Below are 24327 nucleotides of genomic sequence, written 5' to 3'. Positions count from 1 at the left end.
ATAATAAAAAGACATCCTCATAAAAACGAGAATGTCTCATCTATTAACCCTCAATAATCTCCATCTTCTCCGTAATCGGTGTACGAGCTTTTCCTTCTGGTGCTTTATCGAAATAGCCGAGGTGAAGAATTCCAACGATGCGTTGACCTCTTGTTAAACCAAGTCCTTCTATAAATAATGGATTGTAGTTTAATCCGCCTGATTTCCAAACACAACCTAATCCACGTTCCCAAGCAAGAAGTTGGAAGTTTTGCATAAATGCACATGTTGCAGCGTAATCTTCGTCACGTTGAATTTGACGTGGATCTTCATTAATATAAACAACAATTTGTGCAGGCGTGCTTAAGAAACGATCAGATAAAATTTTACCGCGTTTCGCTCTTTCTTCTTCTGTGAAAGAGTTTAATACTGCATCTACTAATTTTTTGCGGCCTTCTCCAATGTATAATTTACAATTCCATGGTTCACGATGTTTATGATTCGGTGCCCACGTTGCGTCGTTTAATAGTTCAACTAATAACTCTTTATCTACAGATTTATCTGTGAATGTACGTACAGAACGTCTTTCTTTAATCACATTTGCGATGGAAGTATATGTAGTCATATTTTTCTCTCCCTTATTTTCATCTATATGTATACATTTGTTATTGATATTGATTTTCAATTTCGATTATACCCTAGTTTTTCACTATTAATCAATGTTTTATGTTGGAAAACTTCCAAAAACGTCATTTTATACTGTGAAGAAAAAAACTTAACTTGTTCACAAGTATTTCACATTTTATGGAAATGATATGTGTACAGTTTTCCACATTATCCATCTAGGAGGAGTTTATATGTACAAAAGAATCGCAGTAAGTATGACTATGGCAACATTATTATTCGGGGCAACCGTCTTCCCTACTTTCGCTGCTACGCCAAAAGAAGTAACATTGCACCATCATAAGCCTATTTCAGAAGAAGAAATGCAATCGCTCGAAAAACTCGGCTATAACAAACATGAAATTTGGAAAGCTGCTCATATTGCAAGAATCGGTAAAAAAGAAATAAAAGACGTTTTAGCTTACTATAAGCAAAATAAATCTTGGGAGAAAACAGCCCAGCATTTCGGTGTAGATCCAAGTAAATTAAAAAAGCATCATATGAATAAAGAAACGAAAAAAGCACTGCTGCAAGAATTAGCAAATATACAAAAATCTACACCAGACGGCCTAAAACAAAAAATGAAAGAATATAATATCGGATTACGTCAGCTCACGGTATTAACAATCATCTCTCAAAAAAGTAATACCCCTCTCGATGATGTACTAAAAATGAAAAAAGACGGAATGGACATTAAACAAATTGCAGAAAAATTAAATGTAAAAAAAGAAGATATACGAGCAGAAATGATTAAATTAGTGAAGTCTATTAAAGAAAAGAAAACAAATTAGCATGCCAAAAAGGAAGAGATTTTCAATACTCTTCCTTTTCTTTATGAACTTTCAATTTCCAAGTATAAATTCCCGTATTTCCCAAAAACTAACATAAGTAAATGATGTATGTTAGGGGTGAAAAAATGTTTCGTTTATCATCTAAAAAGAAGAAACAAACTGTTTGTTCTATTCCAGAATTTATCCACACTATGAAAGAATCAAGTGACTTTTCTTCTTATAACGTCATAGAAGATGGGACGTTATGTTTGTTTTATTATCAATCTACAGTAGAATCACTCATTATTAAACGATTCATTTTAGCTCCTATAAAAATTAAATTAGAAGAAATTCAAAATATTGAGGATATCGCAAATATCGTAGCAATTGAAGACATTATCATCTCTCCTTCCGTTAATGATATTCGCGAAAAATTATTAGGTGGCTACGTGTTAGTACAGCTAAAAAAAAGTTCAGAGCAAGAAGCGTATGCACTCCTCCGCGCTGAAAGTTCAGTTTTAGGAACGAGATTATATAACGATACGGAGAATGAATATAGTGTAATTGGTCCAAAAATCGGATTCGTTGAAAATATCGATACAAATATGCATTTACTTCGGCGAAATATCGTAACAGAGCAATTAATTTTCAAGGAGCTTTCCGTTGGGTCTATATCGAAAACAAAAATCATAGTCGCTTATATGGCGGATATTACAAATGAACAGCATGTGAATACTGCCGTGCAACGCCTACAAGATATTGACTTTGATTTTCCTTTTGATGCAACTATGATTGAACAGTTTATTAGCGATAATAGCAACTCACCCTTCCCTGTTTTACTACCTACAGAGCGTTTAGATCGCTCCGTTTATGCGTTACTGAATGGAGGAGTTGTCATTTTAACAGATGGTTCACCATATGCATTAGCCGGACCAGCGACGTTGCTTGATTTCTTCGTCTCTCCAGAAGATTATTATTTGCCCTGGATAGCAGGCTCCTTTCTTAGATTAGTTCGTTTTTTCGGAGCTGCATTCTCTCTATTTTCATCAGCTATTTATACAGCTGTATTAACGTATCACTATCAAATGATTCCAGCTGATTTACTTGGTCCTATTATTTATTCTAGAGCTAACGTACCGTTTCCACCGATGTTAGAAGCACTTTTTTTAGAAATTACAATTGAATTACTTCGCGAAGCTGGAGCACGCTTACCGACTAAAGTTGGGCAAACGATTGGTATTGTTGGTGGGATTGTAATTGGACAAGCATCTGTTGAGGCTGCTTTAACGAGTACTATTTTATTAATTGCTGTTGCGTTGTCTGCACTGGCGTCTTTTACGACACCAACAGTAAAAATGTCCTCTACCATCCGAATATTACGCTTCCCTCTCATCATTTTAGCTGGTGCATTTGGCGGCGTAGGTCTTATCGTTGGATTCGTATTCATATTAGCTCATTTAATTCGTCTTAAATCACTTGGGTCGCCTTATTTATTGCCTTTATATCCATTTCGCGGTTTAGGAACTGCAGAAGGACTTCTTCGCTTACCATTTAGTCAAACTGCTGGACGTGCCTCTTTTCTGAGACCAAAAAAGAAATGGCGCTATGATCCAAATAAAGCGAAAGAAAAACGTGATGGTGAGGAGAAATGAAAAAAATTTTATTGTACTTTGCTATTATCGTTTTAATTTTCCAATCGGGATGTACACAACCGAATATAGTAGACACACAGCGAATGATTCATGTAGGTGGATTTGATATAACGAAAGACAAACAATTTCGCGGGACGATTTTATATCCCGATTACACAAAAGGCGTTCAATCAAAACCAGAAACTCAGTCAACTACTGCTGGCACGATTGAAACAATATCTTCACGACTAAATGCAAAATCGCCTCATACTATCGCTGTCGGTCAAATGCGTGTTGTGCTTTTTGGAAAATCCATTGGCGAACATGGAATTGGCGATATTATAAATAATTTGCAACGTGATCCTAATATTGGTCGAGATGTTCAACTAGCACTGGTAGACGGTTCTACAGAAAAACTGCTCAAACATATTAAAACAAATGGATCACTATATCTGTCTGACTTACTGGAGCAAAACATAGAAACCGAAACGATTCCACGGACTGCTTTAAATATTTTTTTATATAACTTTTATTCATCAGGATGCGATCCATTTCTTCCTTATATTGAAATGGATGAAGACAAGTCCGCTTCCATTAAAGGACTCGCTTTTTTAAAAAAGGATAAAGTGGTTATGTACACAGATAAAAAAGGATCTTTTTTATTAAAATTACTCCTTAATCCAACTACAAATGGTCGTTACGAAGTTCCAATACAGCAAGGTAACCATAAAGGATTAATTGCCACTCAAAACTTATCTGGAAAGAGCGTTTGTTACATTTCCGATACTGGTGACATGCCGAAAGTTCATATTCACCTAAAATTAAACGGACTCATAAAAAGCGCTCCAAGCTGGCTTGATTTAGCGAAAAACGAAAACATAACTTACATAAAAAAACATGTAGAAAAAACAGTTGAGAAACATTTAAACGAATTAATAAAACAATTCCAAAAAAAAGAGGTCGATCCGATAGGGATACGGGAAGAAATTCGTAGTCATTCAAGAAAATGGACTATAAAACAAATTCAAGAAATGTACCCTAATGTAGATGTTGCTGTTCACGTACAAATCAATGTTGTGCAATCTGGTATCGGAGAATAGTGAGGTATTACAATGGCTGAGCAAAATAAAACAATGACTGTTTCCCCTTATTTCACATTTCTTTTATTACACTCTCTTCAAATTGGAGTAGGCGTGTTAGGATACCAACGAGTTATTGCACAATATGCTGGTTATGATTCTTGGATTTCCCTTATTGTTGCGGGTGTCTTAACTCATATCGTACTGTTTTGTATGTTAAAGATGTTAGATAAAGACAATGATTTGATGACCATTCATACGACATGTTTCGGAAAATGGATTGGAACCTTTTTGTCTATGTGCTTTGCCGCATATCTTCTCTTATTTTGCCTTACTGTTCTTCGTACATATATTGAAGTCATTCAAGTTTGGGTCTTTCCTACAATTAAGCCATGGAAATTAACATTATTATTTTTACTCGTGACGTATTACGTAATAAAAGGCGGCTTCCGCTCTGTAACAGGAATGTGTTTTTGGGGCGTCATAATACCAATTTTCGTACTATTCTTCTTAATTTTCCCTATGAAATACGCACATGTCCGTAATGTTTTACCTATTTTCACCCATTCACCTGCAGACATTCTATATTCAGCGAAAGCATCTGCATTAGAGTTTCTTGGATTTGAAGCAATTCTTATCTTTTATCCACTTATTAAAAAGGGAAAATCACTACATAAATGGGCACATGGCGGGATTGCTTTCACAACTATTTTATATGTAATACTAGCAATCGTTTCCCTTATGTACTATAGTCAGGGGCAACTGCATCATACAATTTGGCCTACTTTAACGATGCTAAAAATTATTAAAGTGCCATTCATTCAGCGATTTGAATACATTATTATTTTCATCTGGTTTCTTATTATTTTACCTAATCTTTGTTTAACCATTTGGTCTTCTTGTCGTATTAGTAAATACTCTTTTCACATACCATTTAACATTACATTGCCATTGTTTATCGCGACTATATTTGTTTCATCTCTGTTTTTCACAAACAGGGAAAGCATCAATACATTAAATACCGTACTTTCTCAGGCCGGCTTATATATTGTATACGCTTATATCCCCATTTTATTTCTATTCCATTCACTGCGGTGGCGATTCAAAAATCAGTCGAAAAAATCTTCACCCAACGCCCCCTGATATTTGATACAATTTGATTAATACATTTGTAAAGGGGACAAGCGAATGAAAAAGTATGTATTTTCTTTACTTGCAGTACTAAGCCTAATTCTTGCTGGATGCGGAAGTACGAGTACAAATGACAAAAAATCTTCTGAACCAAAAGAAGAGCATGACCACGCATCGCATACTCAGCAAGCTGACATTCAAGAAAAAACAAAAGGAGTCGACACACTTCCTACTTTCCTAGACAAGCTTGATCCACAAATGAAAGATATCTACACTGTCGCTGGACAAAATGCAGAGTTATTAGATTGGATTCCATGTTACTGCGGTTGCGGTGAAAGTGTAGGGCATAAAAATAATAAAAATTGCTTTATTCGTGAAATTAAAAAGAATGGTGAAGTTGTTTGGGATTCCCACGCGACGACTTGTGTCAATTGCCTAGAAATAGCTGTTGAATCTGCTTCCATGAAACAAAAAGGAAAATCAACGCTGGAAATCCGCAACTATATCGACAATAAATACAAAGAGGGTTACGGCAAGCCAACACCTACGCCAATGCCAAAAGCTTAAAAACGAGGAAATACCTCGTTTTTTCTTTTCATTCACTTTTTTTCTTAACAAATTCTTTCAAGTGTATTTCTCCTTGCTTTTCACACACTATATATAACTCCTCAGTAAGGAGGGTACACAGTGCAAACATATAACGACTATGATAAAGCTCTCTATTACACGTATTGCTGTAATTGGGATAAATTACTCGTTCTCATGGTTCAAACGAACGATCAATTATTTTCTAAACGTATTGAGCATTTTTTACACGCTTATCAATACAGTAAAGAACTACCAGAAGTTGACAAACAATTGCAGCTCCTATTTCAATATATTGACCACGCATCCCAAAAGTCACATATAGATGAAGTAGAGCAAATTCAAATGTAAAATATAGCGCTATTCTCTTCTGGAGAATAGCGCTTTTTTAAAATGTTTATATCAATAAAAGTTTCCCCTTATAAAACTTTTATTGATAAACATATTTTTTCTTTCTTTTCTGTGCCACTTCATACTATAATTTAGTATGTAACTATTATAAGTGAGGTATAAAATATGGGACGAGAAAAAAAGCAAGAATATGCTTTATTTACCGCGTGGGGAGCTTCTTTTATCGCTACACTAGGAAGTCTATACTTTTCCGAAATCATGAAATTTGAGCCTTGCGTCCTTTGTTGGTATCAACGTATTTTTATGTATCCATTCGTTTTATGGCTCGGTATCGCTGTAGTAAAAAAAGATTACCGTATCGCAAGTTATTCTTTACCAATCGCAAGTATTGGTGCTTGTATTTCTTTATATCACTATGCAATTCAAAAAATCGCGGCATTTTCAGCTGCTGGCGCAGCTTGCGGTCGTGTACCATGTACGGGAGAATACATAAACTGGTTCGGCTTTGTGACAATCCCGTTTTTAGCACTTATCGGCTTTATCATAATCGCTGTTTGTAGCTTTATTGTAATTAAAAACAAATAAGGAGATGAAACAATGAAAAAAATGCTTATATTTGGTGGTATTATTATCGCCTTGTTTGCAGCAATTTTCGCTGTCACACAAATGGAAGAAAAAAATGCTACTAGCCAAAAAATTGATAATGCTACTGATAGTAAGACAAATGGCCCTGACTACTATACAAATAAAATCTCTCTTTCAGATCTTCAAAAGAATTTAAAAGAGAAAAAAGAAGAAACAGTATACTTTTATCAAACATCTTGTGTTCATTGTCAAAAGTTATCTCCTGTCGTAGTACCGATGGCTAAAGACTTGAACATTGATATGAAAGTTATGGATATTGAAAAACTAGATGTTCCTTGGGATGAATATAAAATTAAAGGAACTCCGACAATCATTCACTTTAAAGATGGCAAAGAAGTAAGTCGTATTAGTGGTGAACAACCAGAAGACAAATTAAAAGAATGGCTTGAACAAACGAAAAAATAACGAGAAAAGGAAACTCCTTCTACACATGAAATGGACATAAAATCCCAAACTAATGTATAAGGAGGGGGTTTTATGCCAGAAGTGAAATGTTCTGTTTCCAATTGCTCATTTTGGGGACAAGGTAACTTTTGTCAAGCAAGTGCAATCGTTGTTCAACCAGATGCACAAGAGGCTGGTTCGAATGCAAATGATTCGTATACAGGCGCGGTTTTAACAAACGAGACGCTAGAAAGTTCTGTAGCAACGAGTGTAGAAACTTGTTGTCATACGTTTAAGCCAAAATATTAAACATAAAAAGCATACGATTACTCGTATGCTTTTTTTACATCCCTCTCCAAAAATCATGCATGATAAAAAAATACAAAATAACAAGAATAGCTGTCCCGCATAGGGTAATGCGCCGATATATACTCTTCTCTCCTTCTCTCGCTTTCACAAATGCCCAAATAAATCCGAAAAACAATATTAAATCAAAATATGGAACATAAAAAGAGAAGACGAGAAACGCATACAAATACACGATAAATAAACAGGTCGTTACTAAGAAAACTTTAAAAGCAAATTCACTTTTCATAATGTAACCGCCCCCTATCTGTACTGTATTATATTCAGCAAAATACAATAGTTGCAGTTAAACTCAAAGTAGAAATAAGCTACCGTCTATAATACGGTAGCCATTACGGAATATTATATTTCCGTTTATATATATTACTTAAAGTCGAAGTAGGAATTTGCTCATAACGAATTTTTTCTCCTGTTTCATCCACTATATACAAATTATTTCCTATATAATATATTCCATCTTTTCGTTTTGAGTACACTGCATATCTTTCGTTTGGCAATATCGTTTTCACTTTTGTTAACTGTCCATTTGGTTCTTGCCAATATATATCCACGCGGTCTACTAACGTAAGCATGCCAATTTGCTCTTCTTCTACTTTACGACCATTCCAGCTCACAACGCGGTAACCAAGCTTATTCGCTTCATACTCGGGGCTCGTATGAAAGCGAGAAATAATTACTTTCGTCTGTAATTGCACCCGATCATATAACCATTGTATATCCCGATCATGCATGCGAATACAACCATTTGACTCTCGGCTTCCAATCGTCCATTCCCGATTTGTTCCATGAATTGCATACTCCTTTTTATCCAGACCTAACCAACGTGTACCGAGAGGATTATTTGGCGCACCACCAGGTATTTTTTTTCGATGATATTCTTTATTTTTAAATTTAGTTATAATACAAAAACTACCTTCAGGCGTAGGTGTACGATCTCTTCCAGTTGTTACGGGGAATGTTTTTTTATAATTTCCATTTTCAAAAAAAGACAACTGGTTTGTCATAAGATTCACTAATATTAAATGATCTGTATCAGCAAAAGCACTAACCGGTAGGATGAAAAATAATAGTATGAAGAAACATAACTTTTTCATCTATATCCCCCCTAGCGCTCACTATAATAAGTGGAATTAACTTTACTTTGCTCTTATAAATGAAAACTATCCATTTACGATAACACCCCCATTTACATGTATCATTTGCCCGGTAACATAGGATGAATCACCAGACGCTAAGTATACATATGCTGGCGCTAGTTCATATGGTTGACCAGGTCTTTGCATTGGAACATTACTCCCAAACTGAGAGACTTTCTTCTCATCAAAACTCGATGGGATAAGTGGTGTCCAAATTGGTCCCGGCGCTACACCATTTACACGAATCCCTTTTTGCACTAACGATTGAGAAAGTGATCTTGTAAAAGCTACGATTGCTCCTTTCGTTGCGGAATAATCAATTAAAGTTTCATTTCCTTCATACGCAACGATAGACGCCGTATTTATAATGACATCCCCTTGCTTTAAATGAGAAAGTGCTGCTTTCGTAACGTGAAAATAAGAAAAAATATTAATACGAAAAGTCTTTTCTAGCTGTTCTGCTGTAATATACTCTAATCCTTGCTGCGGATATTGCTGCGCGACATTATTTACCAAAACATGTAAACTACCTAGCTGCCGAACGGTCTCTTCTACAATATCTTTACAATGCTGTTCATCGCTTAAATCACCCGGTAACAACACACACTTTACACCTTCTTGTTCTACACGTCGCTTCGTCTCATTTGCATCTTCATCCTCATCTAAATACGCAATCGCAATATTTGCCCCCTCTTTCGCAAAAGCGATGGAAACAGCTCGTCCAATCCCACTATCTCCTCCTGTAATTAATACATTCTTTCCTTTTAACTTTTCGCTACCTTTATAATTCGGATCTTCAAACTGGGGACGTGGATTCATTAATGATTCAATACCAGGCTGTTTATTTTGATGTTGCGCAGGCATTGTTACAAAGTTTTTTTGCTGTGGCATAGCTTCTCTCAACTCCTTTTCCTTATAATGCGCACAATAAAAACTGCAATTCACACATCGTTTTACGATTAATATTCGAATTTAAGACACAAAATATGAGTTGTTATAAACTTTTTATGCAAAACTATTGCAAAATAGTTAAAAAACGAATATTATATATAACTGTTGTGGAAATTATTCGTAAACAGAAAGGATGTTTATATGTTTAACCTTTCAAAACATAAAACTTCTATTAAAACTGAAATTATGGCAGGTATTATTACCTTCTTAACAATGGCATATATCATTGTCGTAAACCCTGTCATCCTTGGGGATGCAGGCGTTCCATTTGAACAAGCATTTACAGCAACAATTATCGCTGCTGTTGTCGGAACATTATTTATGGCGATCTTTACAAACTTACCAATCGCAATTGCACCAGGTATGGGATTAAATGCTTACTTCTCTTACTCTGTTGTAAAAGCTCATGAAGGCATGACTTTCGCAATTGCATTCTCTGCTGTATTCGTAGCAGGTATGATTTTAATTTTGTTATCATTCACATCTTTCCGTACAAAATTAATGGAAGCAATTCCTGAAAACTTAAAACATGCAATTACTGCTGGTATCGGTCTTTTCATCGCCTTTATCGGTTTACGTTTAACAGGTATCGTTACAAAAAACGATGCAAACTTAGTTGGACTTGGTGATCTTCACTCTGCTCCAGTACTACTAGCATTAGCTGGACTTGGAATTACAATTGTCCTTATGTCTTTAAATGTAAATGGTGCGCTATTTATCGGAATGCTATTAACTGGTATTATCGCTTTCTTCACAGGACAATTAACATTCTCAAACGGTGTTACATCAATGCCTGGATTACCAGAAGGAATTATCGTTTCAAATCCAATTACTGCTGTATCTGATGTAATTAACTACGGATTGTACGGCGTTGTATTTTCATTCTTCCTTGTTACATTATTCGATACAACAGGTACATTACTTGGTGTAGCTCAGCAAGGTGGCTTTATGAAAGATGGAAAGCTTCCAAAAGCTGGACGAGCTCTTCTATCTGACTCATTCTCAGCAACAATCGGTTCTATGTTTGGAACAACACCATCAACAGCTTACATTGAATCATCTGCTGGTGTTGCAGCTGGTGGTCGTACTGGTTTAACAACTGTTACAGTAGCTGTTCTATTCGCACTAGCAGCATTCTTCGGACCATTAGTAAGTGCCGTTTCTGGTGTATCAGCTATTACTGCACCATCATTAATTATCGTTGGTAGTCTTATGATGGGTTCAGTTCGCCACATCGATTGGGACGCATTTGATGAAGCATTCCCAGCATTCTTAGTAATCTTAAGCATGCCACTTACATCAAGTATCGCAACAGGTATCGCACTTGGATTTATTTCATACCCACTTATGAAAGTGGCAAAAGGTAAATTCCGTTCTGTTCACCCACTTGTATACTTATTTGGAATCTTGTTCGCTTATCAATTGATTTTCTTACCACATTAAAATCCCTCATAAAGAGGGATTTTTTTTATATAAAAAATAGAGCATCGAAATTCGATGCTCTACTTTCCCCTTGCAACAATCACACGAACTACTTTCAATGTAAGAAGTAAAAGACCGTTCACTATCGTTGCAATCCCTAAAGAGACTGCTATCATCAGCTCTCCCATTCCGTTATTTAATACAAACATAACGGAAGAAATAGAAGCCAAAATAAACAATATTAACGTTGGTATATATTTAATAACAGGCTTCTTATATGAGTTTTTCAATAGTAGGTTACCGCTTTTGTGACCGCTTAGAGTTGGATAGAATGCACTTGTTGAGATTGCTGTTGCTAATAATACTAAAGTCGTAATTGAAAAAACTTTTCCTTTCATTAACAATCACCTCATAAATTAAATAGTTTAGTAGCGCTACATCATCATAATATCCTTCAAATAACTTCTCCTCAATAAGACACCCATATGTTTTACAAACTCTTTAAACCCTTAAACATTCATACATTTTTAAAAAGTAACGGATAAGCAATACAAAAAAGGCTGCGGAGAAACTCTTCTCCACAGCCTAATACTTATTTTTGTAAAAACGACTGTAAATCTGCAAACTGTCTCTTTGCATCTTCATAGCCTTGCTCATATAGATTTTGTAGTTTTGCCGTATCTTTTTCCATACGATCTACTTGAAGTTGTACTTCTGGACGAATAACAAATAAATTCCCTGCTTGCTCTTCTTTTTCAATGTAGTGAAGTGTTTCATTATACACTTCATAACGAGCTAACATCGTGTTAACAAGGTTCGGATATTTTTTATAAGCTTTCGTTGCAATCCAGCCAAATTTTGATTTTTTCTTCGCATAACCATGGTTTCTCGTCAAGATAACGACTGATTTTTTGAAACCGTCTGATTGTGCTTTTCGAACTGGAATTGGATCAGAAATCCCACCATCTAACAACTGCTTACCTCGGTAATGTACTACTGGTGCAATGAAAGGTAATGAACTAGATGCTTGTAATAAATTTAGTGCATCATCATTCGTTCCCTCCTTTTCAAAATAAACTGACTGTCCTGTTTCACAATCCGTCGTCCCTACAAGGAAACGCTCTGGGCTATTAAAGTATGTTTCAAAATCAAACGGTACATGCTTTTCTGGAATTTCATGAAAAATGAAATCCATATCAAATAGCTGACGTTTTTTCCATAAGTTTTTATACGATAAATATTGTGGGTGTGATGCATAATCAATATTTACTGTTTTATTTCTATTTCTTTGTCTGGAAAGATACGACGCCGCATGACAAGCACCAGCTGATACACCGATTACATATGGAAAGTATAAATCTTGTTCCATAAAGTATTCTAATATCCCGCCCGTATATACACCACGCATACCGCCGCCTTCTAATACTAACCCCGTATTTTCAAGCATGTTATTCTCTCCTCTTTATATATTGACTCTTTAAATATTCACTATGTTAAGTATCTTTTTCTATTATATATGAGTTTTTTTAGAAATTATATTCAAAAGGCTTGAAATGAAGGAGTTTTTTCTTCCAATTATATTTCCAAATGTTTGGAGACATCCTTTATAAACCTTTGAATAAAATCTTGCTCTTCTTTCGTATATCCATCTAACAGTAGCAGCCACTTTTCTTCAGCTTGTTTATGCAATTTATCATGAGCTTTATATATTTCATTTCCGCTTTCCGTTAAGCGGAAGAATATTTCTTTTTGATTATCTAACATTTGCATCTTCTCAACGAATTTCTTTTGAAACAACTTTGTACAAATTTTAGAGATTGCACCCTTCGTCATTCCCATTTCTGTTGTAATAGCAGTTACATTCATCAAGCCATTTTTCCCGATACACTCGATCACATGTAACTCAGATAAAGACATACCACTTATACCTGTCTCACGAAGAAACTTCTCATTTTGTCCTTTCAAATGTTCTTCTTTTTTATGCAAAAGTGTACGAATGTGCGAAAGTATTTCCATTTGTTTCGTTGCATGATCCAATCCACTCGCCCCCTAAGTTTCCAAAGAAACAATTTAACTATATACCATTTTAAAGTCATTTTTTCATATTTACAAGTGAGAAAATCATGTTAAAATAAATTTAGTTTCCAAGGAAACCAAATGACAAGGAGGTTAACATGATGAAAAAATCCAAATTAAATTTCATTTTGTATGTTGTCTGTATGAGTGCCTTACTCGGTTCCTTCGCTCAAAATATTTACACACCTATCTTGCCGATGATTCAAGCTTCTTTTCACACTTCTATTTATCTTGTAAATGTAACAGTTTCACTTTTCACATTCGTTCTTGCAATTATGCAGCTCGTATATGGGCCTTTAGTTGATACAAAAGGAAGAAAATCTGTCCTTATCCCTAGTTTAATCATTAGCACAATTGGTTCAATCGGATGTGCTTTTTCGGCGAACGTTTATTTATTTCTATTTTTTAGGGCTGTTCAAGCTATAGGAATATCTGCTATCCCTGTAGTTGCAGCAACGATTATCGGTGATTTATTTGAAGGAAAAGAGCGCGGAGAAGCGATGAGCCTGTATCAAATGTTACTTGCTCTTGCACCTGCGATTGGCCCCCTCATTGGTGGTTATCTCGGCAGTATAAATGGCCACTTATCCGTATTTTTATTTTTATCTATGCTTTGCATTCTCTTATTAATTATAAACATTTCACTACTTCCAGAAACAAAACCAACTGTAATTAAGCAACCTAAGGCAAAAAAGAATTACTGGTTTATATTAAAAAATAAAACTGGATTTTCTATTACTCTTATTGGCTTTATTCAATTTTGTATTTACTTTTGCTTTCTCGTTTTTTTACCGAGCATTTTAACAAATTCATTTCACCTAACTGCAAGTGAAATTGGTCTTATGTTTGTACCGATGTCCCTTTCTATTATGTTAGGAAGTTATTGCTATAAATTTTTGCAAAAGCGCCTCACAACAAAGCAAGCCTTATTCATTACTAGTTTCTTCAATATTATATGTGTCACTTTATTCTCTTTCACATATAGCATCAATATCCCATTCATCATTATCGTTACATCTTTGTACGGTTTTAGTATGGGGCTTTCGATGCCAACTCATACTACTTTATTAACGGAAGAATTCGTACAAGAACGCGCAACTGCTATCGGTATGTACAACTTCATCCGCTATCTCGGTATGAGCACAGGGCCACTTGTAGGTGGATTTCTTTTATTTAATCAAAATTACTTTTGGATTTTCTTCCTAGGTGCAATTATGTTTCTAACCATAATCTTATATGCGATGAAAATGCTACGCTTCCCCGCCACACAAAAAGTAAAATAGAGACCTACAGATGGTCTCTATTTTAAGCTCTTTGATCCGCAACGATATGAATATCAATATACTTCGTTTGCCTCATAATTTCATTTACAATTGAACCTTTTCGAATTTCTTCCCACCTTGTTCTTGCTGATTGTCCGAGTAAAATTTGCGTTACTTGTAGTTTTTTCGCGACTTCAATAATAACATCAGCCGGCTTTCTACCGCCTGCTTCTTCTAATACAAAACTTGCATCAAATTGATTCGTTAGCGACTTCCACTCTTCAATCGTTTGCTTTTTCCCCGCTGAAAGCGAATCTATATTTTCCCTTTCAACATTTAATACATACAATTCAGCGTTTAAGCGATCCGCCATACGCCAACCTCTTCGTATTAACTTCTCTGCTGTTGAACTGTATTGTACACAAACGAGAATTTTTTCTTTCACACCAATCGGTTCTATAACGGTTTGGCTAATTTTCTCGTCCATATCATCGGCAACTTCCCGAAGTGATAATTCTCTTAGTGCCCCTAAATTATTGAGCGTAAAGAAATTTTGTAAGCTTTGCTCTATTTTTTCTTCTTTATATATCTTCCCGTCTATTAATCTCTTCCTTAGTACCTCGGGCGTTGCATCGACAAGCTGAATTTCACTTGCTTTTTGTAAAATAAAATCCGGAATACGTTCTCTTACTTTGACATTTGTAATTTGTGCTACAATATCATGAACGCTTTCTAAATGTTGAATATTAAAAGCTGATAAGACGGATATACCCGCATCTAGCAATTCCTGTACATCCATATAACGTTTCTTATTTTTAGATCCAGGAATATTGCTATGCGCAAGTTCATCCACTACAACTACCTGTGGTGCACGTTTTATAATTCCTTCCACATCGAGTTCATAAAATACTTTCCCTTTATAATCTATTTCTTTTAAAGGAACTTTTTCTAAATCAGCAATTGCTTCTTCTGTCTCTTTTCTTCCATGCGTTTCAATTAAACCAATTACAATATCCGTACCTTCTTTTTTCATCTCTCTTGCATCAAAGAGCATTTTATAACTTTTCCCTACTCCTGGAGCCGCTCCTACATATAGCTTTAACTTCCCGCGGTTTTGCTGAAGAATATATTCTAAATACTCTTCTGGTGTTCGCCTTTGAAAAGTGGGTTTATAGTCATCCGCATACAAAATACTCACAACCTTTCTTTCGAAACAACGCTACCTCAATCCATTAGATTGAGGTAGCACTGTTACTATTTCAGTAGTTTCTGTAATTCCAAATTTAACTTTAAAACGTTCACGCGATCTTCTCCAAATAAACCAAGTGCTGCACCTTCTGTTTGATCTTTAATCAACTGATCCAACGTTTCTTTTGGGATTCTCGTTAATTTCGAGATGCGCTCTACCTGTACGGAAGCCGCCTTCGGACTAATGTCAGGATCTAGCCCTGAACCTGAATTCGTCACTAAATCGATTGGCACCTCTGTAACTGGAACAGTTGGGTTTTGTTTCTTCCACTCTTCAATACTTTTCTCTACTCGTTTCGATAAATCTGGATCAGAAGGCGCATAGTTATTAGACCCAGATGCTTCTGCTTTATATTCAATACTAGAAACACGCCCCTGAAAATAACGTGGATCTGTGAAATTTTGCCCAATTAATTTAGAACCAATCACTTCATTTTTATCATTATATATTAGACTTCCATCTGCATTATCCTTCATTACTGCTTGTGCAATACCAGTTACAATAAGCGGGTATATGAGGCCGCATAACACTAAAAATGTAAAAGTAATACGGATGATTGGTGATAGTATACTTTGTTTCTTCGCCATCTTTTTCCCCTCTTCCTTATATAAACAAGCCGACAATTATATCAATTACTTTAATTCCAATGAACGGTACAATCACTCCACCTAGCCCATAAATAAGTAGGTTTCGGCCAAGTAGTACATTCGAACTCATCGGTTTATATGCGATACCTTTCATCGCCAATGGAATAAGTAACGGAATAATAACAGCGTTAAATATTAATGCTGATAAAATCGCTGACAGTGGTGATGTTAATTTCATAATGTTTAATGCTTCCATTTGCGGAATCGCAAGTGTAAACATTGCTGGAATGATTGCAAAATATTTTGCAATATCATTTGCAATACTAAACGTCGTTAACGCACCACGCGTCATTAACAATTGCTTACCGATTCCTACAACCTCAATAATTTTTGTCGGGTTCGAATCTAAATCAATCATATTTGCTGCTTCTTTCGCAGCTGTCGTACCACTATTCATTGCTAATCCAACATCAGCCTGCGCTAATGCCGGAGCATCATTTGTACCATCACCTGTCATCGCTACAAGTTTCCCTTTATCTTGCTCTGCTTTAATAACCGCAATTTTATCTTCTGGTTTACACTCAGCAACGAATTCATCTACCCCTGCTTCTTTTGCAATCGTTGCTGCTGTTAATGGGTTATCACCAGTACACATAACCGTTTTAATCCCCATTTGGCGCAATTGTTCAAAACGCTCACGCATACCTGGTTTTACTGTATCCTTTAAATAAATTAAACCGTAAACACGATTATCCACTGCAACGACAAGGGGTGTCCCTCCCTCTTTTGAAATGAAATCTGCTTTTTGATTTACATCTTTCGGAATCGTTCCACCCTGTGATTGAACCCATTCAATCACGCTACCTACAGCACCTTTTCTCACTTTCGTTCCGTCCTGTAAATCAACACCACTCATTCTCGTTTCTGCTTTAAATGGAACAAACTCACCTTGTTCTGCAATTTCTCGATTATATGATATAGATTTCGTTTTTACATATTCTATAACTGATCGACCTTCTGGTGTTTCATCTAAAACTGAACTAATCGCAGCCCATTTCCCTACTTGCTCAATCGTCTCATTTCCTACAGGAAGCAGTGTATGTGCCATTCGGTTCCCGAAAGTAATCGTACCTGTTTTATCTAAAATAATTGTATTAATATCACCCGCAGCTTCTACTGCTTTCCCTGACATTGCTAACACGTTAAACTTTGTCACGCGGTCCATTCCAGCAATACCAATCGCTGATAATAATCCGCCAATTGTCGTCGGAATTAAACAAACTAACAACGCAACAAGTACAGCTGTATCAATTTGAAATCCTAAATAATTTGTAAAAATCGGTAACGTCACAACAACGATTAAGAAAATAAGAGTTAAGCTCGTTAATACTGTATTTAAAGCAATCTCATTCGGCGTTTTTTGACGAGCAGCCCCTTCTACTAGCGAAATCATTTTATCAATAAAGGATTCACCAGGGTTACTCGTAATGACAATCGTAATTTCATCACTGACGACCATCGTTCCGCCTGTTACGGAACAAAAATCACCACCCGCTTCTTTTATTACAGGAGCAGATTCTCCTGTAATTGCAGATTCATCTACAGACGCTAATCCTTTAATAACTTCACCATCATTCGGAATCATTTCTCCTTGTTTTACGATAACAACGTCACCTTTTCTAAGATCAGTTGCTGAAACTTGAACAATGTCTCCATTTTCTTTTACAACATTTGCAAACACATCTTTCTTCGACTGCTTTAAAGAATCGGCTTGCGCTTTACCACGACCTTCTGCTAATGCTTCTGCAAAATTCGCAAATAAAACTGTAAATAATAGAATGAGAGAAACTGTTATATTAAACCATCCTGGTATACTACTAGAACGACTTGGAAGAAAAGATAAAATGAACGTAATGATAAACCCAATTTCCACAACGAACATAATCGGATTCTTTATCATGACTTTCGGATTCAATTTCGCAATGGATTGCTTCATCGCGTGTTTCACGATATCACGATCCATCGTTTTCGCTTGTCTAAGCTCATCTTCTACCGCATGTATTTGTGACTCATTTACTCTTTTTTCTTTTACTACTACCGGTCTCATCATTTACCCTCCATTACTTCAATGTAAGAAATTCTGCAATTGGGCCAAGTACTAACATCGGGAAAAATGTTAACGCACCGACAATTACAATCGTTCCGATAAAAATGCCACCAAATAAACTATTATCCGTACGGAATGTCCCAACTGTTTCTGGTACTACCGTCTTCTCTTTCAATGAAGCTGCAACAGCTAGCATCGTAATTAAACTGAAATAGCGTCCTAAAAACATAACTAAACCAGTTGTAATATTCCAAAACGGTGTATTATCCGCTAATCCTTCAAATCCAGATCCGTTATTCGCAGCTGACGATGTATACTCATATACAACTTGCGTTAAACCGTGGAAACCAGAATGAGAAATGGCATCTGTTCCTAAACTTGTTGAAAGAGCTAATGCTGAAAACCCTAAAATAAGCAGTGGATGAAATAGTATCGTTACCGCAATTAATTTCATTTCCTTACCTTCAATTTTCTTACCTAAAAACTCTGGTGTCCGTCCAACCATCAATCCAGATATAAAGACTGCGATAATCGCATACATAATAATGTTCACAAAACCTGCCCCAACTCCGCCATACACTGTATTTAACATCATATTTACGAGTGGTACTAACCCGCCAATTGGTGTTAACGTATCATGCATCGTATTAACGGCTCCTGTTTCAGCAGCTGTCGTCACTGTTGCGTATAGAGAAGAAAATACTGTTCCAAATCGTACTTCTTTCCCTTCTGTACTTCCTTGCACATGCTGGATACCCATTTCGTTTAATACGGGATTCCCATTTAGTTCAGATGTCGTAATCGTTATAAACCCTAGTAAAAACACCATGAATAGTGAAACGAAAAGGATGCGACCTTGTTTTTTATTTCCTACCATTCGTCCGTACGTAAATGGAAGTGCTGTTGGCAATAACATCATAAGCATCATTTGCAAAATATTACTCATTTGCCCTGGATTTTCAAAAGGATGTGTAGAGTTGGCTCCGAAAAATCCACCACCGTTATTTCCAAGTTCCTTAATGGACACGAATGATGCAACTGGTCCGCGTAATATACTCTGCTTTGCACCTTCAATCGTATGTGCTGTAACGGCACCGTCTAATGTTTGTGGTACACCGAGTGTGACAAAGACTAGTGCTGCAATAAATGCGATAGGAAGAAATACTCTCGTTAGTGCTCTCGTAAAATCAACGAAAAAGTTACCGAGTTCTTTTCCAGCAAGCCCTCTTATAAACGCCATTACAAGTGCTAATGTCGTTGCCGGCGCTGCAAACATTAAAAATGTAATTCCGATTAATTGTGATAAATAAGATAAACCATTTTCACCGCTATAATGCTGTAAGTTTGTATCAGCCATAAAACTAATTGCTGTATTAAAAGCGAGCGTAGGCTCCATTCCTTCAATGTGTGCTGGATTTAATGGCAATACCCCTTGCAGTCTGAAAATGAAATATACGACAACAATCATAAATCCATTTAATAAAACTAATGACAACGCGTACTGTTTCCACGTTTGATTGTATTCTTTTACACCCGTAATTTTAAAAATAAATTTTTCAAAAGGCCCGAATACTTTATCTAGCTTTTTACTCCCTTGAAAGGCTTTCTCTAAATAAATTCCCATTGGCTTTGCCACAAGAATAAACAACAGCATTGTAATAACGACTGCGACCCAGATCATAATGAATGACTCCCCCTAATTAAAACTTTTCCGGATTTAATAATGCATACACTAAGTACACCGTAATTGCTGCAACAATAACCGATAAGGCAATCGTCATGATTGCTTCCCTTCTTTCACAACTTTATCTGACCAACTTGCAAGACTTGCCATCGATGCGACTAACACAACAAAAATCCCAATCATTACAACATCTAACATAGATATCCCTCTCTTTTTGTAAAAATTTACCATCGAGTAATCAAAAAAAGAACACTAAGCTCTACTTAGTGTTCGAAATGAACAACACAAAGTAAACCTCCTCTCTAAACGCTTACGAGGTTAGCTGTCGGATTCGGGCCTAAAGAGTAGCCCTACTTTCAAAACTGAAAGATTCACCCCAAGTGACGATGCACAAAATTGGTTCCCCCGCTCCATTTCTGGAACTCAGCGATTTTAGGTTTTTTTGGAAATCTTATGAATGATTTATGAGAGTAAATATACTCCTCTATATTTAACTTGTAAAGAGGCAAATTACTGAAAATAAGAAAATATCTATCTATTTAAACGCTTACATTGAGTGTTATTAATATTCTTTCATCTGTTTTCTCGTCTTTTCTTTCTTTTTCACAGAAATAACCTTTTAAATACGAAATAAAAAGAGCGAATGACATGAAGTGCATGGCTTGTTGCACTTCGCATTCACTCTTTTTTCATTCACTATTTATTCTCCTTGTAAAAAAGCACGTAAATTTCTCCCACGAATATACACGTGTGACAATTCTACATGTAACTGTTCATATTCGTTAATATCCGTCTCTAAATATAAATTGTCCTTTGATGGTAATATAATATATGGCCTTGGAAACAGAGGATCAATCTGGATCAATTCTTGAACTCGCTCTACTGATACCGCCCAACGATTCGCTATATCTCCTAGTAGCAACACTTTCATCTTCCTCTCCCCGCCCTATTCAAAAAATAAAAAAGAAATATTATCACAATTCGTAAACACGACAAATTTAGCTCCAATTGTTTCATAGAGCCTCGCTGGATATCGTTTATTCCTTGTAACAACAGTAATAGGTGCTTGAACAGAATATCGAATGTGTTCTGTGAAGAAACTAACGATTGGAAGTTCATCTCCCAGTAAAATCACCTTCTTAATACACTCACAAATACTAGTAAAATCTTGCTCCTTACTACAACTATACGTCCAATCAAATCCACAATCCCTAACTTCAGCCGCTATCTCTTCATTTGCTGTAAAAATAATTAACTCATGTTGAAATGCAACTAAATCTCTTAAACTGTTTACCTTACTTTCTCCTCCAACACAAATAAGTGTTAGTTCCATTTACCTCATCCTCCTTAGCATAAAAGAACTCAAACATAGATTGATATTCCCCTATACTAATCAGATCGATGAAGTGATGTATCCATCATGGCACCGTCCTCTCTCAAGACGCTTACGAAGTTAGCTGTCGGATTCGGACTTTGAGAGTAGCCCTACTTTCAAAATTGAAAGATTCACCCCTAGTGACGATGCACAAATTGGTTCCTCCGCTCCATATAATTGGACTCAGCGTATTACAAAAAATGTATTCTGGCTGATATATTACTCTTGTATTTTGAAAAAGTAAACAAAAAAAGCCAGTTGTAAAACTGGCTTTCCCATTCTTCATGCTTATGCTTTATTCAACTTATATGCAAAATGATTCGTCGGTCCATGACCACTTCCAATATGCAACGGCTCTTCAATTGCTATACTAATAAATCGTTTTGCTTCTTGAACTGCCCCTTCCATCGAGTAGCCTTTCGCAAGTCCTGCCGTAACTGCAGACGCAAATGTGCACCCGCTTCCGTGCGTTTGCTTTGAAGGAATTCGCTCACTTCTAAATTCAATAAACTCTTCTCCATCAAAGAGTAAATCAACTACTTCATTCCCTTGATATTCTGCATGTCCGCCCTTCATAAGTACATATTTCGCACCTAATTCATGCAGTACTTTCGCAGCTTCCTTACTATCTTCAACATTATGAATCTCCATTCCAGTTAACACTTCTGCTTCAGGAACATTCGGTGTTACAACCGTTGCTACTGGTAATAAATATTCTTTTAATGCTTGTACTGCTTCTTGTTGTAATAGTGATGCACCGCCCTTAGCAATCATAACAGGGTCTAGTACAATATTATTCCAGCCAAATTTATTAATATGTTCTGCTACAATTTGAATAATTTCACTGCTAAATAACATTCCTAGCTTCACAGCATCTGGTGTTAAATCCGTACCAATTGAATTCAGCTGTTCCGTAATACCTTCTAACGGAACTGGATATACCCCTTGAACGCCAAGCGTATTTTGAGCAGTAATTGCCGTAATAGCCGTCATCCCATACACACCAAGCTCTTGGAATGTTTTTAAATCTGCTTGAATACCAGCACCGCCACCACTATCAGATCCTGCAATTGTTAAAGCTTTATTTACTTTCATCCCACTCATCCTTTTCTATCCAAAATAGCGATGATAAATTGTTTTTGCTTCGCTTATATCTTTCGTTCCATGTACGAGTACACGACCATCTTTAAAAGCAACTAATCTCTTTTCTCCCACAGAAAATGATAATAAATATGGATTTACATTTAAATCATTCACACGATCATTCAGCAGCTCTTTGTATCGTTCAAAATCCATTTCCTCTTTATGAGGTGGTCTAATTTGAACTGTATTTCTCCCGCATAAAACTGCTGTTTTCGATGTATTTTCTTTATTTAAATACGGGTATATCGCATTTTCTCCGCACGAAGGACAATTGTGTTTACGAAGTTTTTGCACATTCATACATGAATATTCATTCTTCCACATATCAAACGATACAAGTCCATCTCGAAGTGATTCATAATCTTCTACTAGCAATTTCAGAGCTTCTGTTACTTGATGAGAAACAACAAGAGATACAGCAGGTGATATAATACCCGCTGTATCACATGTCGCCCCGCCAAGCGGAATCGATTGTAATAAACATGATAAACATGGCGTTTTACTAGGAAGAATGGTGTAAGAAAGACCGTAACTTCCCACACATGCTCCGTAAATCCATGGAATAGAATACTTTTGCGCTATATCATTTACAATGAAACGCGTTTCGAAATTATCAGTTGCATCAATCATTACATCAACGTCTGTAACAAGCTCTTCTAATTCTTCAGCCGTTACATCTTGAACAAGAGCTTCTACTCTTACTTCACTATTTATCTCCTCTAGACGTTTCTTCGCCGCTACAGCCTTAGGAAGATTATTTTCTACATCGCTCTCTGCATACAATTGCTGCCTTTGTAAATTACTCCAATCGACATAATCCCGGTCCACAATCGTTACTGTGCCTACACCAGCTCTTACAAACATCTCTGCATTTGCACTACCTAATGCACCTGCGCCGATAATGAGTACATGCTTTTCTCTTATTTTTCGTTGCCCTTCTTCTCCAATTGGAGAAAATAATTCTTGGCGAGAATATCGATTATTCAACTACGCTCATTCCTTCTAAAGGACTACTTGCAGTTGCACAACGTTTACGCGCAATACGCCCCGCTTCAAAGCCTAAACGTCCTGCTTCAATACTTAATTTCATTGCCTGTGCCATTTTAATAGGATCGTTTGCACCTGACACAGCTGTATTTAATAACACGCCATCCGCTCCTAATTCCATTGCAAATGCCGCATCAGCTGGACTACCAATACCAGCATCAACGATAACTGGTACTGTCGCTTGTTCAATAATGAAGCTTAAATTTAACGGATTTACAATACCAAGCCCTGAACCGATTGGTGATGCTCCTGGCATAATTGCATGCACACCTAGTTCTTGTAATTTACGTGCTAATACAACATCATCAGATGTATACGGAAGAACAATAAATCCTTCTTCTAGTAACATTTCAGATGCTTTTAACGTTTCTACTGGATCAGGTAATAACGTTCTATCATCACCAATAACTTCTACTTTGATCATGTCGCAAAGCCCTGAGGCTTTTGCTAATTTTGCAATACGAACAGCTTCTTCAGCATTTTTTGCTCCAGCTGTATTCGGTAATAACTTATACTTTTTCACATCAAGTTTCTCTAATAAATTAGGCTGCTTTGCATCGAATATATCCATACGACGTACTGCGAACGTTAAAACCTCAGCCTCAGATACATCAATTGCCTTTTGCTGTACATCAAAATCAGGGAATTTTCCTGTTCCTAATAAAAGTCTAGAATGAAATGAAAATGGTCCAATGTTTAACATA

General features: G+C 36.2%; 29 protein-coding genes and 2 riboswitches. Of the genes, 11 read left to right on the top strand and 18 right to left on the bottom strand.

Annotated elements, in window-relative coordinates:
• Positions 1-43: 43 nt before the first annotated feature.
• Positions 44-604: a nitroreductase family protein gene (locus tag KZZ19_RS04000; protein WP_088095241.1), complete on the bottom strand. Its 561-nt coding sequence runs from the start codon at positions 602-604 to the stop codon at positions 44-46.
• Positions 605-836: 232 nt separating this feature from the next.
• Here KZZ19_RS04000 and KZZ19_RS03995 point away from each other — a divergent pair, with 232 nt between their 5' ends.
• The 9 genes from KZZ19_RS03995 to KZZ19_RS03955 all read left to right on the top strand — a co-directional run bounded on the left by KZZ19_RS03995 (position 837) and on the right by KZZ19_RS03955 (position 7527).
• The gene (locus KZZ19_RS03995; protein WP_348638026.1) at positions 837-1433 is read left to right on the top strand and encodes a hypothetical protein; all 597 of its coding nucleotides are present in this window, start codon (positions 837-839) and stop codon (positions 1431-1433) included.
• A gap of 125 nt (positions 1434-1558) precedes the next feature.
• Entirely contained in the window at positions 1559-3064 is a 1506-nt protein-coding gene (locus tag KZZ19_RS03990; protein WP_088095239.1) for a spore germination protein, read from the top strand.
• Positions 3061-4143 (top strand): Ger(x)C family spore germination protein, encoded by a 1083-nt coding sequence (locus tag KZZ19_RS03985; protein WP_237982614.1) that lies wholly within the window; start codon positions 3061-3063, stop codon positions 4141-4143. Before KZZ19_RS03990 ends, KZZ19_RS03985 begins: the two co-directional genes overlap by 4 nt.
• Before the next feature lie 12 nt (positions 4144-4155).
• Complete coding sequence (locus tag KZZ19_RS03980; protein WP_237982613.1) at positions 4156-5265, top strand: GerAB/ArcD/ProY family transporter; 1110 nt, start codon at positions 4156-4158, stop codon at positions 5263-5265.
• A gap of 45 nt (positions 5266-5310) precedes the next feature.
• On the top strand, positions 5311-5820 hold the full coding sequence (locus KZZ19_RS03975) for a PCYCGC domain-containing protein (protein WP_237982612.1): 510 nt from the start codon (positions 5311-5313) through the stop codon (positions 5818-5820).
• Positions 5821-5940: 120 nt separating this feature from the next.
• The gene (locus KZZ19_RS03970; RefSeq protein ID WP_048526289.1) at positions 5941-6189 is read left to right on the top strand and encodes a YhdB family protein; all 249 of its coding nucleotides are present in this window, start codon (positions 5941-5943) and stop codon (positions 6187-6189) included.
• Between the two features lie 165 nt (positions 6190-6354).
• On the top strand, positions 6355-6774 hold the full coding sequence (locus KZZ19_RS03965) for a disulfide oxidoreductase (protein WP_237982611.1): 420 nt from the start codon (positions 6355-6357) through the stop codon (positions 6772-6774).
• 12 nt (positions 6775-6786) lie between these two features.
• Positions 6787-7239 carry a thioredoxin family protein gene (locus KZZ19_RS03960; RefSeq protein ID WP_237982610.1) on the top strand — a complete coding sequence of 151 codons (453 nt, stop codon included), beginning with the start codon at positions 6787-6789 and terminating at the stop codon, positions 7237-7239.
• 72 nt (positions 7240-7311) lie between these two features.
• Positions 7312-7527: a DUF1540 domain-containing protein gene (locus KZZ19_RS03955; RefSeq protein ID WP_088062010.1), complete on the top strand. Its 216-nt coding sequence runs from the start codon at positions 7312-7314 to the stop codon at positions 7525-7527.
• Positions 7528-7561: 34 nt separating this feature from the next.
• On the opposite strand, the gene KZZ19_RS03950 is transcribed toward KZZ19_RS03955, so the two are convergent.
• The 3 genes from KZZ19_RS03950 to KZZ19_RS03940 all read right to left on the bottom strand — a co-directional run bounded on the left by KZZ19_RS03950 (position 7562) and on the right by KZZ19_RS03940 (position 9611).
• Entirely contained in the window at positions 7562-7813 is a 252-nt protein-coding gene (locus tag KZZ19_RS03950; protein WP_087985823.1) for a hypothetical protein, read from the bottom strand.
• A 103-nt stretch (positions 7814-7916) separates the two neighbouring features.
• Entirely contained in the window at positions 7917-8678 is a 762-nt protein-coding gene (locus KZZ19_RS03945; protein WP_088095232.1) for a L,D-transpeptidase, read from the bottom strand.
• 66 nt (positions 8679-8744) lie between these two features.
• Positions 8745-9611, bottom strand: coding sequence for an SDR family oxidoreductase (locus tag KZZ19_RS03940; RefSeq protein WP_098341988.1), 867 nt, complete (start codon positions 9609-9611; stop codon positions 8745-8747).
• Positions 9612-9812: 201 nt separating this feature from the next.
• Between KZZ19_RS03940 and KZZ19_RS03935 the strand changes: the two genes are divergently transcribed.
• Entirely contained in the window at positions 9813-11114 is a 1302-nt protein-coding gene (locus KZZ19_RS03935; protein WP_098341987.1) for an NCS2 family permease, read from the top strand.
• Between the two features lie 59 nt (positions 11115-11173).
• Here KZZ19_RS03935 and KZZ19_RS03930 read toward each other — a convergent pair whose 3' ends face one another.
• The 3 genes from KZZ19_RS03930 to KZZ19_RS03920 all read right to left on the bottom strand — a co-directional run bounded on the left by KZZ19_RS03930 (position 11174) and on the right by KZZ19_RS03920 (position 13130).
• Positions 11174-11491: a hypothetical protein gene (locus tag KZZ19_RS03930; protein ID WP_237982609.1), complete on the bottom strand. Its 318-nt coding sequence runs from the start codon at positions 11489-11491 to the stop codon at positions 11174-11176.
• A 194-nt stretch (positions 11492-11685) separates the two neighbouring features.
• Positions 11686-12540 carry a patatin-like phospholipase family protein gene (locus tag KZZ19_RS03925; protein ID WP_098341985.1) on the bottom strand — a complete coding sequence of 285 codons (855 nt, stop codon included), beginning with the start codon at positions 12538-12540 and terminating at the stop codon, positions 11686-11688.
• A gap of 128 nt (positions 12541-12668) precedes the next feature.
• Entirely contained in the window at positions 12669-13130 is a 462-nt protein-coding gene (locus KZZ19_RS03920; RefSeq protein ID WP_088095223.1) for a MarR family transcriptional regulator, read from the bottom strand.
• Positions 13131-13270: 140 nt separating this feature from the next.
• On the opposite strand from KZZ19_RS03920, the gene KZZ19_RS03915 reads away from it, so the two are divergent.
• Complete coding sequence (locus KZZ19_RS03915) at positions 13271-14452, top strand: MFS transporter (RefSeq protein WP_237982608.1); 1182 nt, start codon at positions 13271-13273, stop codon at positions 14450-14452.
• Positions 14453-14474: 22 nt separating this feature from the next.
• Here KZZ19_RS03915 and kdpDN read toward each other — a convergent pair whose 3' ends face one another.
• The 11 genes from kdpDN to thiG all read right to left on the bottom strand — a co-directional run bounded on the left by kdpDN (position 14475) and on the right by thiG (position 24326).
• Positions 14475-15629, bottom strand: coding sequence for a KdpD-like non-kinase potassium sensor (gene kdpDN, locus KZZ19_RS03910; protein WP_237982607.1), 1155 nt, complete (start codon positions 15627-15629; stop codon positions 14475-14477).
• A 56-nt stretch (positions 15630-15685) separates the two neighbouring features.
• Complete coding sequence (kdpC, locus tag KZZ19_RS03905; RefSeq protein ID WP_237982606.1) at positions 15686-16267, bottom strand: K(+)-transporting ATPase subunit C; 582 nt, start codon at positions 16265-16267, stop codon at positions 15686-15688.
• Positions 16268-16283: 16 nt separating this feature from the next.
• A complete protein-coding gene (gene kdpB, locus KZZ19_RS03900; RefSeq protein WP_237982605.1) occupies positions 16284-18374 on the bottom strand; it encodes a potassium-transporting ATPase subunit KdpB in 2091 nt (696 codons plus the stop codon).
• 13 nt (positions 18375-18387) lie between these two features.
• A complete protein-coding gene (kdpA, locus tag KZZ19_RS03895) occupies positions 18388-20055 on the bottom strand; it encodes a potassium-transporting ATPase subunit KdpA (RefSeq protein WP_237982604.1) in 1668 nt (555 codons plus the stop codon).
• A 19-nt stretch (positions 20056-20074) separates the two neighbouring features.
• Positions 20075-20155 (bottom strand): K(+)-transporting ATPase subunit F, encoded by an 81-nt coding sequence (kdpF, locus tag KZZ19_RS03890; protein WP_000150656.1) that lies wholly within the window; start codon positions 20153-20155, stop codon positions 20075-20077.
• Entirely contained in the window at positions 20152-20256 is a 105-nt protein-coding gene (locus KZZ19_RS03885) for a SipW-dependent-type signal peptide-containing protein (protein ID WP_000887889.1), read from the bottom strand. Before KZZ19_RS03885 ends, kdpF begins: the two co-directional genes overlap by 4 nt.
• A 95-nt stretch (positions 20257-20351) precedes the next feature.
• Positions 20352-20497: riboswitch (cyclic di-AMP (ydaO/yuaA leader) on the bottom strand.
• A 261-nt stretch (positions 20498-20758) separates the two neighbouring features.
• A complete protein-coding gene (locus tag KZZ19_RS03880; protein ID WP_237982603.1) occupies positions 20759-20989 on the bottom strand; it encodes a hypothetical protein in 231 nt (76 codons plus the stop codon).
• 15 nt (positions 20990-21004) lie between these two features.
• The gene (locus KZZ19_RS03875) at positions 21005-21391 is read right to left on the bottom strand and encodes a hypothetical protein (protein WP_048562513.1); all 387 of its coding nucleotides are present in this window, start codon (positions 21389-21391) and stop codon (positions 21005-21007) included.
• A gap of 93 nt (positions 21392-21484) precedes the next feature.
• Positions 21485-21632, bottom strand: a riboswitch (cyclic di-AMP (ydaO/yuaA leader).
• Between the two features lie 89 nt (positions 21633-21721).
• A complete protein-coding gene (gene thiD, locus KZZ19_RS03870; RefSeq protein WP_237982602.1) occupies positions 21722-22537 on the bottom strand; it encodes a bifunctional hydroxymethylpyrimidine kinase/phosphomethylpyrimidine kinase in 816 nt (271 codons plus the stop codon).
• A gap of 6 nt (positions 22538-22543) precedes the next feature.
• Entirely contained in the window at positions 22544-23563 is a 1020-nt protein-coding gene (gene thiF, locus KZZ19_RS03865; RefSeq protein ID WP_237982601.1) for a thiazole biosynthesis adenylyltransferase ThiF, read from the bottom strand.
• The gene (gene thiG, locus KZZ19_RS03860) at positions 23556-24326 is read right to left on the bottom strand and encodes a thiazole synthase (RefSeq protein ID WP_097831323.1); all 771 of its coding nucleotides are present in this window, start codon (positions 24324-24326) and stop codon (positions 23556-23558) included. The genes thiF and thiG overlap by 8 nt, the downstream gene beginning before the upstream one ends.
• Position 24327: the final 1 nt, after the last annotated feature.

Origin of the sequence: Bacillus thuringiensis (genome assembly GCF_022095615.2) — a bacterium.
Taxonomy (GTDB): Bacteria; Bacillota; Bacilli; order Bacillales; family Bacillaceae_G; genus Bacillus_A; species Bacillus_A cereus_AG.
The sequence above is the reverse complement of the archived record's forward strand: the minus strand, read 5'-3'. Positions and strand labels throughout refer to the sequence as shown.